This is a genomic window from Candidatus Hydrogenedentota bacterium (assembly GCA_035450225.1).
In the GTDB taxonomy this organism is placed as follows: domain Bacteria; phylum Hydrogenedentota; class Hydrogenedentia; order Hydrogenedentales; family SLHB01; genus DSVR01.
On the sequence record DAOTMJ010000004.1, the window covers coordinates 75,066 to 87,095 of the forward strand.

Genomic DNA, 12,030 nt, shown 5'->3' on the forward strand with positions numbered 1-12,030 from the left:
GAATGCACGTTTTCCCCTTACCGCCCTCCGGAAGAACGTTTTTCCTGGGGCAGGAGCCGGAAGTCGAACAGGGTGGGCCCTTCAGTGGCTTTGAGGATATTGAGACGGAATTCCCGTGCCTTCACGGGCGCGAAGGCGGCGCGAAAATCCTCGCCGATGGTCTTGCCCTGGTAGCAGGAAATCCATGTGCCGTTTTTCATGTATTCGATGGCGAAGGATTGGACGCGCGATCCGCAGGCCTCGCGTATGTGCACCCCCGCGAACGTCGCGGGCTTCTTCAGGCGAACGGCAAGCCATGCCTTGTGCGTGCCTCCGTCGGTGGCCCAACGCGAGCCGGGGTCGTCGTCGAAGGCCATGGCCGCCGCATATTCCGGCATGTTTTGAAACACGTTCGAGGCGGACGGGCCGATCGCCTTCGATTTCGGATCAACGGCCGCGACAGGCGGCACGTCGAACGCGGGACGATCGAGCGTCAACACGACGATCGTGTCCAGATCCTGCCGAGCCGTTTCGGGAATGTCGAGTCGAATCCCCTTGGGCGTCCGGCGGACCTTGACGTTTCCACCCGTCAACATGGACGCCTCCTTGATTCGCGCATCTATTTTCGGCAACCGCCATGACGAATCCACGGCCTTCCAGTCGAGGATATGGACGTAAACCTTATCGCCCTTGCAGGTGCTCGCGCCCCACATGCCGGGCTTGAACGGCCCGCCGCGCGTTCCATAAATGGTCTCGCCGTATTGTTTCAGCCATGCGCCCATTTCAGCCAAGCGCGAGACCATCCGCCCCTCGATGCGCCCGTCCGGCATCGGGCCGACGTTGAACAGCAGGTTGCCGTCGCCGCCCGCGCAGCGGACAAGTACGTCGAGGCACTGCTTGAGCGATTTCACGCGGTCGTTGGGTTTCCACGCCCACTGATCGCCGATGGTCATGCAGGTTTCCCAGGGCCGCGAACGCTGAAACGTGCCGACGGTCTGTTCGGGCGTGTCGTGATCTTCGGGAAGTCCCGCGCGATTGTTCACGATGATGTCCGGCTGCAACCGGCGAATCATCGCAACAAGTTTTTCGGAATCCCAATCCTTGACGGTTCCGCCCAGCCCGTCGAACCAGAAGATGTCGAGCCGGCCGTAATTCGTGCACAACTCGCGCACTTGCCCGTGCAGGTATTCGAGAAATCGCGCATGGTTTTCCGTGCGGTAGTCGGGGTGATGCCAATCCGGCGGCGAATAATAAAAACCGAGGCGCAACCCGGCCTCATGGCACGCCTGCGCCAATTCGGCCACCACGTCGCGCTTGAACGGCGAATTCGTGATTTTGTAGTCCGACAACGCCGTGTCGAACATTGAAAATCCGTCGTGATGCCGCGTCGTGAACACAAGATACTTCATTCCGGCCTGTTTCGCGATTTCCACCCATTCCCTCGCGTTGAATTCGACCGGATTGAACTCTTTGTACAGGTTGTCATACACCTCCACGGGAATTTGCCCCGGCGCGCCGCCCGTGCCGCGCCGCTCGCCCCCCCGCGACCACCCGATCTCCGTGCCCTTGAGGCTGACCGGGCCCCAATGGATGAACAGGCCAAACCGCGCCTCGCGCCACCATTGCATTCGATCCGGCTGCCGATCCTCCGCAACAGCGCCGCCATTTAGCGCCATCGCGGCAAACGCCGTCATCAAAATCAAACCCAGCCACATCCGCATGCCTTGACCCTCCTCGGTTGCCTTGCCGCTCCACGGTAGCGCGTTGCGCATGCCGTGTCAACAAAGACGAAGAAACCACCTGCCCGATCCGCCCCGGATTGTTCCCGACCGCCCTGTGCATGAAACCGGGGCAACAGAGAAAGTTGCGGTTTTCCGTGTGTTCTGTTGCGTCCTCCCGTAACGGACGGACGCAGAAAGGATCAGGGCGCTACGGAACACGGGATGGAATTCAATTCATAACTTATTTCACAAAAGCAATTTATGTAACTTTTACGACACGATTATCTTTGCGATCAATCTTGGCCCTTTTCTTGCTGTAAGGATCAGTGCTCTAACCAATTTGGAAGAAAAGCATGTGAAATGGGCACGCCTGCGCACAGGCAAAAACGAAAGGATCGGACACAATGTTGAGAAGTTTGAAAGCAACGCTGGGTTTCCGCATTGAATCAACGGATGGTTCTTGTGGAAAGGTCCGGGATTTTCACTTCGACAGCGATACCGGCGCGCTGAAATACGTGGTCGTGGGCTTGGGCTTCCGCTACCCATGGCGCAATGTCCTTATTTCGGCTGACAAGATTGTCCATGTCGAATGGCGGGATATGGCCCTATGCGTGAACCTAACCCGCACCGAAATCGGGCATTCGCCGCTCATTTCCGCCGATCCGCCCATTTACAAACAAATCGAGGAACAGATGCGGGAATATTCGGCATGGGTATCACATTGGACTCCCCTCAGCGGCATGCCGGAACCGGAACCGGCGCCTCATCGCCGGCCCGGATCCAACCGGCAAAGTTTCAAGCACCTGCTGGGATACCAGATTGACACCCTGGATGGCCATGCCGCCCGGCTGGCCGATCTGTTCGTGGATGACGGCACGTGGCGCGTGCGGGCGCTCGCTGTCGAGATGGGCCGACAAGAACAGGCGATCATCTTGACCGAATGCATCCGTTCGATCGTTTGCGAGCGCCGCGTCATTTGCCTCGAAATAGACCGGGCGGGCCTTGTCTCCGCGCCGGTCCATAATCCGTTTTTAGCCGACGACGACACGCTGGAGGAACGCCTCAAGGCGCATTACGCCCGCACCCTTCAACACGCCTGATCCGGAAGAACATTTTTCGTTCCGAATCCGGCCGTTTCCGCCTCATTTTTTTTCGCGATAGACGAAAAACCCTTCGCCGGGTCTGCGCTCGATGGTGACCGGCAGACCCTTTTCCAGGAGTTCCCTGCCGGTGAGAGTCATGGGGGCATCGGGCCTGTCGAGATCCGTCACGGCATAGGTCTTGTCCGCATCGAGTCCGTGGAGCGGCAGGCGCGCGGTTTCGTAGGGGCTGTTCTCGCGCCGGAAGACCTGCGCCATGCCCTCGTTTTCGCCGGCGCGATGGAATTGCCACGCGATCCATTGATCGTTGCGCAACGAGTATTCGGTCAGCGGATAGTAGTCGCCGTAATAATTGGGTGCAAAGGCCTTCCATTGATCCACGATACGCTTGATGTTGGCCCAATCGATCGCGTCGTCGCGTTGGTCCCAACAGGCGATGTAATGGGGACACAGCGTGCTGCGGATGAGGTAGGTGTCGGTCTTCGACGATCCCGTGCCGTAGAAGGGGAACCAGAGCGGAAGCGCCCATGAGTGGCACTGGTTGCCGGTGGGCTCCATGATGTAGTCGCTGCGCAGCAGCGGGACGGCGCGCCGCAGCGTTTCGAGATCGTTGCGGCGTCCGCCGCTCGCGCACGAGTCAATGAGCATGTTCGGATGCCGCCGCCGGAGTTCGTCCCAATACTGGAAATAACCCTCGACGTGGCGAATTTCGGTGATGCCCTGCCGATCTTCGGCATCGTTCTTTCGCCAGAAGTCGAGCGGGTCCATGTTGAAATCCTGCCGGTACAGGTCAATGCCCTGCTCCGTCAGAAGTTTGTCCACGTGGTTCGTGAGCCATTCGCGGGCTTCGGGGTTGCCGAGATTGAGCAGGCCGCCGTCCTTGCCGCCGAGGATCCATTCCGGATGGTTGTCCGCGAGCCACGTGCCCGCCGTCACGCGTTCCGGCTCGAACCACACGATGATTTTGACGCCTTTCGCGTGGGCGTGATCCGAAATCGGGCGCAGGCCGCCGGGAAAGCGGTTTGTGTCTACTTCCCATGTGCCGGTGTTGGGCCACCCTGTCTTGTTCCAGTACCAACCGGCGTCCATCCACCAGTAATCGAGCATGAGGCCGCGTTCGAGGTATTTGTCCACGAAAAATTTCTGGGTGTCGCTGTTCGCGTGGATCATTTCGCCGTACTGATGCGAACTGCACGCGGCGAGATGCGGCACGGGCGGCCGTTTTCCGCCGGGCCGGGGCAGGTTGTGCGCAAGCATCCATGCGCGCCATACGTTCTGGGCGTGCAGGCGGTGGCCTTTCCAGAACTGGAGGACAACCATGGGCTGCCGGACCTCCTCGCCCGGATGCAGCGTGAAATGCGTGCGCTCCTGCCCCGCTTTCAGCGACAAGCGGACGCCTTCGTCGCGCGCGAACGCCGCGTCCCATTGTCCGGCCCAACTCAACACGAAAATCAGCCCCTCGTTGCCGGCGGAAATGTTGAAATAGGGGAACGCGATCTGCGTCGGACGCCCGCCGGTGTTGGCGATCGTCTTTTCCGTTTTCGGGCCGAGGGTTGTCTCTTGCGGCTCGAAACTGTCGGCGGTGCAATTGTCCCCTTTGTGGTAGTGCAATACATACTCGCCCATTGCGCCCCGATCGAAAACCGTATCCAGGGCGCGGATGTTTTCGATGATGGGCGTGTCTTTCGCACCGGTGTTCGCGAAGCGCAATGTCCATTCGACCGTTGGAAAGTCGTCGTAGACGATACCGATGCACCGCGCGACGAGACCCGTGTCCGGATCCGTGTACGACAGCGTGTATTCCGTTCGGTTTTCATCGAGTTTGCGCGAAGACCGTTCGAATTTCCACGAGGAAAGAAACTCCGACGAAGGGCGGCCGCCATAGGTGAACGAGATGAACGGATCGGTCGAATACGGCATGCGCGCCGGTCCTTCCAGCGGCAAATCGCCCAGCCACAGCACAGTTCCGTCGGCCAACGTGACGCGCGCTTCGGCCCAGTCGGCCTGATCGCAGCTGATGCCGTCGCCCGCATCGTCAATGTCGAGATGAAAGTCCCTTGCGCCGTTCAGTTCCACCGACACGGGCACGCCCGCCATGCCTTCGCGCATGACCTCGGATTTCCACGCTTCGCCTTCACCCACGCGCACGTGGAAGACGACACTGCCGCGTCCGCCGCTGGTCTGCTCGTTCGAATCCATGCCCGCGATGGCGTCGAACCGGGCGCCCGGCCCCGGCAGCCGCACCAGAAGACGGCTCACGGCATGGCAGTACAAACCGCGGGTGTATTCGACGCCGGCGATGCGCATGGGGCGGCCGTGGCGCGCGTTGGGCTGGACGGGATCGTTGTTCGCGAACACGACGATGCCCGCCGCGGGTTCCGGCGCCACTTGGATTCCCTCGAATTTCGCGGCCACCCAGCGCCGCGCCTCATCCAATTCCGCGGGCGTGGGCGCCGCCCCGCATGCCATTTGCGCGACCACCGTCATCAAAATCCCAGCCATGGTTCCTGCCACCTTCCGAATTGCGGGGTTCGCCGCTTCCGCGCGCGGCGCGCATGGGCGGCAAACGACGAAACTATTGGAACACATGCCGCATGGGATCTTCCAATGGACAAACGCCCGCGTGGTTGCAAACTCGGCGCCTTCACGTTATTTTGGACGGCAGTAAACGGCGGTATGTGCGCGAAAACAATGGGCGATTTGGAAAAAGCGATATGGAGTTGCGCGATTTTGGAAAACGCAGCGGGTTTCGGATACCCCGCGTGAACCTGGGTCCGATGCGGCTGCCGGCGGATTTCGACGAGGCGGCGGCGCTGATTCGGAAAGCCATTGACGCGGGCATGGTCTATATTGACGCCAGCCGCGGCTACGAGGACTGCGAATTGAAACTGGCGCGGGCCTTGAAAGACGGTTACCGCGAGAAAGTCATTCTCTCGACGAAGTGGTCGCCATGGGGGATGCCGATAGAAAAAAGCGACGATACGTCCGCGGACTGCGTCCGGCGGCGCATGGACGAGCAGATGAAACGGCTCGATGTTGATTACCTGGATTTCTACCAGATATGGAGCATCAACAGCCGCGAACAATTCAACCAGGTAACGCGGCGGGGCGGCATGCTCGACGGGATCCGCAAGGCCATGGACGAGGGAATCGTCGGCCATGCCGGCTTCACGACACACGACGAGCCGGAGAGTCTTGTTTCGTACTTGCCCGAGGCGGACTGGTGCGAAATCATCCTGTTCACGTACAACATCCTGCAAACGCGGTATGCGCCGGCCATCGCCGCCGCGCACCGGCTCGGAATCGGTACACTGGTCATGAATCCCGTCGGAGGGGGACGCCTTGCCGAACCCAGCCCGGTGCTGGCGCGGCTGGCGGAAGAAATCGGCGCGGCGTCCGTTCCCGATCTTGCCATTCGGTACCTCATGTCGAATCCAAACGTGGACACGATTCTTTCGGGCGTGGGCAAAGCCTCCGACATTCGCGATTCGATTGCCTCCGCCGAAGCGGGACCGTTTTCCGGGGATCAACTTCGCCGCATTCACGAATACATGGCGGAGGTGTCGGAGGGCGCAAGCCGGCTGTGCACCGGATGCGAATACTGCCTGCCCTGTCCGGCCGGCATCGCGATTCCGGAGATCATGGCCTGCGTGATGGACGATCGGTATTGGGGTTTCACGGCGTCGGCGCGCGAACGGTACCGCCGACAGGCAACCGGCGCAGACGCATGCACCGAATGCGGCGCGTGCGAGGAAAAATGCACGCAGAAACTGGCCATCCGCGAGGACATGGCCTATGCACGGCAACGTTTCGGCGCGTAACGCCGGCATCGCGATTCTGGTAGGATAAGCGAAGTTCGAGTTTCGACTGCACGGAGGACATTCTCGTGGTAAAGGGCCGCGGAACGGCACGGCGGCGCGGCGGCAACACGTTCGCCATTCTCGCGGGACTCTTTGCGATAATGGCGGCCGGGGTCGTGTTGGCGCTGTTTTTTGCACCGCGAAAACCGGAAGCGCCGCCTGCATCCACCATCGCCTTTCAACCCAAGCCGGAGCGGCCCGAAACGGATTTTCCGCCGGATGCGCCGTCAAGTCTTGTGCCCAGATCCCGGCGGGACCCGCCGAAACCGGTGGAACCCGCCTCGAACACCATCGAGGAAAAACAGGAAGGTCGCTGCATTTTGGAAGGGCGCGTCACCGAGGCCGGAACCGGAAAACCCGTCAATCGCGCCCTGGTTTCGTGCATCTTGACGGCGCAGGACGATCCCGAACAACGTGCGAAGGCGCGGGCCTATGCGGACAAGGACGGCCATTATGCGCTGCGCGTCGAGATCAAGGGCACGTATTTCGTCGAGGCCGCCTTCAACGGCTTTCTCACGGCCCGTCAAAAGGTAGATCTGTCGGAAGACCAAATTGCGCGCGCGGATTTCAGCCTGTCGCGCGGGGCCAGCATTTCGGGCCGCGTAACGGAACGCGGTTCGGGCACGCCGGCGGTGGGCGTCCACGTTTTCACGAACGGCAGGGCCCATTCGTCGGCGCGAACGGATCCCCAGGGGCGCTACACGCTTTCCGGCCTGCTGCCGGGCGAGTACGAAGTGCGCCTGGATGTGTCCCGTTCCCCCTACATGATTACAGGAATGGTTCCCATGCGCAACGCATCCATACGGACCGAAACCCAGGAAGTAACCGGGGTGGATTTCATGGTGGATGCGGCCGGTCAGGTCTGGGGCTATGTGACGACCCGCGATCGCAAACCGCTGCCGGCCGACATGGTGCTGTGTTCATCGGCCAGCATGATCTCGCAAATCGCCGATGCGGGCATCCGCCAGGCGCCGCCGGTCGCCGGGCGCGCCGACGCGAACGGCTATTACGAACTTTCCGGTGTGCCGCTCAACAAGGAATGGCGCGTCATGGCCATGCCCCGCGAATGCGCCCCCCAGTTGAGCGCGCCGTTCATGCTGTCGGGAACACAGCGGACGGTGCGGATAGACATGCACGTCAGTCCCGGCAGCAACGTGTATGGATACGTCGTGGACACGGACAACTCGCCGATTCCCGAAGCGGAAGTGGTCTGCATACCCGCCTATGGCCGGTTCTTTTCCCCGCTCGATTCGCCCCAGGCGCTGCGCAACGCGACGTCGGGCGAGGATGGCAGTTTCACCATTCCCAATTTGCCCATCGGCGAATATCAGATCATGGCGCGAAAGGAAGGCTACAAATTCGCGGCCATCGGCGAGCCCGTCTATCCGGACGGCACAAACGACATCCGCGGCGTGCGCATCGCCCTCACGCCCGTCGAAAGCGGAAAATCCACCGTGTACGGAACCGTCACGGATACATCGGGCGCGGCCCTGTCCGGCGTGCGCATCGAATTGGCCATGGTCGGCCAAGCCGACATGAGCGCGGGCGGCAGCAACACCGAAACGGACGCCAACGGCGCGTACCGGTTCGACAAGGTGCCCGAAGGCTTCCTCATGCTCACGGCGCAAAAGGCCGGATACCAGTCGCAAAACGTCACCGCCGTCAAACTCGACGAGCCGACCGATATCGTCATGCAATCCGCGTCGGTCATTTCCGGGACCGTGCTGGTGCGCGAAACGGGAAAACCGCCCACGGGCGGGTACTCGGTCCGCGCATCCGCGGCGAATATCGGCGGCGGCCGCACCATCGGCATGATGCTCGACGGCGCATCGGGCGGTTCGTTCAACGACCCGCAGGGTTCATTCAGCATTACCGTCGGGGGAGGCGACTACACGGTTGAAGCCCGCGCGGCGGGGCTGACTCCTGGGCGCGAGTTTGTGTCGGTCGCGCCGGGCCAACATGTCGGCCATATCACCCTCTACCTGCGCGAAGCGGGCGGGCGTATCGAGGGCCGCGTTTCGACGCCCGACGGGAAGAGTCCGCAAGGCGCCCTTGTGTGGACCGGTTCGACCGCGAATCCCGTGGCGGGCATGTTGCCCGGCATGGAGGGAGGCGGCCCGGGCAACGGCATGCAGGTCGGCGCGGACGGATCGTTCGCATTCACCAACCTTGCGGCGGACACCTATCAGATTCATGCCCGGCTGGAAGGATACGCCCAGGCGCAAACGCCTCCCATCGCGCTGGCCGAAGGACAACAAATCACCGGTGTCACGATCGCGCTGGGCTACGGCAACGCGCTTCAGGGCACCGTTCAATTCAACGGTTACCTCGAACCGGGTGCGTTTGTCGGCGTCGCCGGCAACGGCGTGTCGGAGATTACCTCGACCGACGCCCAGGGCCGGTACCGTTTTGAGCGGCTGCCCGCCGGCATCTATCTTGGGACGGCCATGTCGCTTTCGGCAGGCGGCCCCATCATGGGGTTCTTCTCGCCGCTTCACGGGAGGATTGAAATCGTGGAAGGACAACCCACGGTCTTCAATTTCGGCGAACCCACGAATACCGCGCTCGAAGGCCGCTGCGTGCCCCCGCCGCCCGGCGGCTACCTGGGGTATGCGATTCTCCAGCAACCCGGCGCGCCGCCCGTCTCGCTCAACGTCGCGAATCCACTGGCATGGTTCCAGGATCAGGCCGGTCCGTGGCAATATGTGATGGGCATGGCGCCGGTCGCGTCGAACGGCTATTTCCGCATTGACAATCTCGTCGGAGGCCAGTACCAACTCGACGTGTTCATGAGCAATCTCGGCGAGGTCATGCTGGGCAACATGCGCCAGGTGTTCCACGGCATGGTGGACATCGCCGACGGGCAAGTCGTGAACATGAATGTCGAGATCGCCAATCCGGAACGGGCACAGGGCGCGCCGCAATGAAGGATATTACATGTCGTTGACAGCCATTTCATTGAACGATGTACACGTTTCCTACGGCGACCTGAACGTGCTTCAGGGGATGACGTTCGACGTGGCGGCGGACGGTTCGACGGGGCGCGCCGTGGGTCTTCTGGGACCGAACGGCGCCGGCAAGAGCACCCTGCTCAAAACCCTGCTGGGGTTCCTGCGGCCCCGGAAAGGTTCGGCCGCCCTGTTCGGCCTGCCGATGCCCGAACGCGCGCTCGAAGCCCGACAGCGGCTCGGTTATATGCCCGAACGGGACATCGTGTCCCCGAAAGTGAGCGCGGTCTCGCTGTTGACGCATTGCGGATCGTTGTCGGGCATGTCGCGTGTGGACGCCATGGAACGCGCCCACGAGGTGCTCAACTACGTGGGTTTCGGCGAAAACCGCTACCGAAAAATGGAAACCTACTCGACCGGCATGTGCCAGCGCGTCAAATTCGCCCAGGCGCTCATCCACGATCCGAAATTGCTTCTGCTCGACGAACCCACAAACGGTCTTGATCCCGAAGGCCGCATCGAAATGCTCGACCTCGTCCGCGAACTCGCCCACAAACGCAAGGTCATTGTGCTGTTGTCGTCGCACCTGTTGCCGGATGTCGAGTACGTCTGCGACCGGATCGTCGTCATGGCGCGCGGACGGGTCGCCATTGACGATACGATCGATCGGATTACCGCGCAGCGCGAAGGGCTTTACGAAGTGCGTGTGCGCGACAACCGCGAGGCCTTCATGGCCGCGCTCGAATCCGCGGGCTGCACCTGGCGCGACGAACACTCCGGCAACCTGCTGGTCGAAACCCCGCCCGCCACGAGCGTCCGGCTGTTCTTCGAGATCGCCAAGGCGCAACAGACCCAGATTCGCCACCTGCGGCCGGTGCGCCAAAGCCTGGAAGAAGCCTTCCTGCAGGCCATATCCGCCAACGATCCCGCGGCGGATCGCTGACATCCCGCGCAACCGGACTGCCCTACGCATAGCGCGCGGCGACGGCCAACCCCGTCGCGACGCTCGTGAACGTGTCGCGCTGGATGATGCGTTTGGCCCCGTAGCGCGATTCAAGCATCTGACGCACGGCGGGAACAAGGCACGTGCCACCGGTCGTCAGCACATAGTCAATGTCGCCGGGCGCAATCCCGGCGGTTTGTTCCGCCTCCTCGATGCTTTCGAGCATGGCGTCGAGATCGTGCCCGATGATATGGGCGAATTCGACCTGCTCAAGTCGTTCACGGATTTGGATGACCTCGCGCGCGATGACGATATCGGTTTCGGTGACGGACGATAGCCGTTTCTTGGCGGCCTCGGCTTCGCGCGCCACGAGATAACCGTAATTGCGTTGGACAAGATATCGAAGCGCGCGGATCGCTTCCGGTTGATCCGAACTCATTTCGACGGCGGTAAGCCAGTTGAGCGTTTCCTCCGTGTTGAGCTTGTAGAGGTTTTGCCAGTCGAGGATATGGTTGAACAGGAACTGCGGGATGGGAAGATTCGACGGACCGTAGCGCGACTGGCTTCCAAAACGCGGAAAAAGCTTGGCCTGAACGATTTCGCGATCGATCGCGTCGCCCGCCACCGGCACACCGGCCACCCCGAGGATGCGGCTTCCCGCCACGCGTTCCATGGCGTTTCCCCCGGCGCCGAACGTCATGACGCATACGTCGCAGGTGCCGCCGCCGATGTCCACTACCATGAGCGTCAGATCGCGGTCGGTGGTGACGGCGTATTCCAGACAGGCCGCGACCGGTTCATAGAAGAAAATCACTTCCTCGAAGCCCGACAGGCCCGCCGCGACGCGCAACCGGCGTTCGGCAACGGCATCCTCGCCGGGATTGGCGCTGAATCGCACCGGACGGCCCATGACGACCTTGACGACAGGCGCGCCCGTTTCCGCCTCGATGGACTGTTTGATGCGCCGGAGGATCATGGCCACGAGTTCTTCGATCTGGTAGGTCTGGCCGAAGACCTCGGTGCCGCGAAACGCGCGGTAACGCAGAAGGCTCTTGAGCGACTGGAACAGCCGACCCGGCGAATTCACCTCCACTGTGGCCGACACACGGACACCTTCCGTCACGCGCGGCTCCATCAATTCGATCGGGCGATATCCCTCGCTCTTGTCCGGTTCCGACGCGACATAGGCCTCGATCGCCGTGTTCAGATCCACCTGTTCCAGCCGGACCTCGCGATCCACATTGCGTTCGATGAAGGCGTCGGCGGCCGCGCGCCCGACGATCTGCTCGCCCTCGCGCGACAAGTACAACAGCGACGGCAGCGATTGCGGCGCGTCGTTCAGGCGATCCAGTTCAAGCACCCACGTTCGTTCGCCGTCCGAGATCGCCGCGCTGGAATTGGTCGTGCCGAAATCTATCCCGCAATACAACTTGCTCACACGTAACACCTCGGTGTTTTCCCCGCGCATCCGGCCATGCG

At 61.8% G+C, this 12,030-nt stretch carries 7 protein-coding genes; 4 read left to right on the forward strand and 3 right to left on the reverse strand.

Annotation, left to right across the window (positions count from 1 at the left end; all coding sequences use genetic code 11):
• Nucleotides 1-17: 17 nt before the first annotated feature.
• Complete coding sequence (locus tag P5540_04285) at nucleotides 18-1,700, reverse strand: alpha-L-fucosidase (GenBank protein HRT64023.1); 1,683 nt, start codon at nucleotides 1,698-1,700, stop codon at nucleotides 18-20.
• A gap of 404 nt (nucleotides 1,701-2,104) precedes the next feature.
• On the opposite strand from P5540_04285, the gene P5540_04290 reads away from it, so the two are divergent.
• The gene (locus P5540_04290; protein ID HRT64024.1) at nucleotides 2,105-2,800 is read left to right on the forward strand and encodes a PRC-barrel domain-containing protein; all 696 of its coding nucleotides are present in this window, start codon (nucleotides 2,105-2,107) and stop codon (nucleotides 2,798-2,800) included.
• A 42-nt stretch (nucleotides 2,801-2,842) separates the two neighbouring features.
• Here P5540_04290 and P5540_04295 read toward each other — a convergent pair whose 3' ends face one another.
• The gene (locus P5540_04295; GenBank protein ID HRT64025.1) at nucleotides 2,843-5,302 is read right to left on the reverse strand and encodes an alpha-galactosidase; all 2,460 of its coding nucleotides are present in this window, start codon (nucleotides 5,300-5,302) and stop codon (nucleotides 2,843-2,845) included.
• 212 nt (nucleotides 5,303-5,514) lie between these two features.
• Between P5540_04295 and P5540_04300 the strand changes: the two genes are divergently transcribed.
• The 3 genes from P5540_04300 (at nucleotide 5,515) to P5540_04310 (ending at nucleotide 10,551) form a co-directional block, all read left to right on the forward strand.
• Entirely contained in the window at nucleotides 5,515-6,621 is a 1,107-nt protein-coding gene (locus tag P5540_04300) for an aldo/keto reductase (GenBank protein HRT64026.1), read from the forward strand.
• A 65-nt stretch (nucleotides 6,622-6,686) separates the two neighbouring features.
• Complete coding sequence (locus P5540_04305; protein ID HRT64027.1) at nucleotides 6,687-9,587, forward strand: carboxypeptidase-like regulatory domain-containing protein; 2,901 nt, start codon at nucleotides 6,687-6,689, stop codon at nucleotides 9,585-9,587.
• Between the two features lie 10 nt (nucleotides 9,588-9,597).
• Nucleotides 9,598-10,551, forward strand: a complete 954-nt coding sequence (locus tag P5540_04310; GenBank protein HRT64028.1) for an ABC transporter ATP-binding protein — start codon at nucleotides 9,598-9,600, stop codon at nucleotides 10,549-10,551.
• A gap of 22 nt (nucleotides 10,552-10,573) precedes the next feature.
• Here P5540_04310 and P5540_04315 read toward each other — a convergent pair whose 3' ends face one another.
• Entirely contained in the window at nucleotides 10,574-11,989 is a 1,416-nt protein-coding gene (locus P5540_04315; protein ID HRT64029.1) for an Hsp70 family protein, read from the reverse strand.
• Nucleotides 11,990-12,030: the final 41 nt, after the last annotated feature.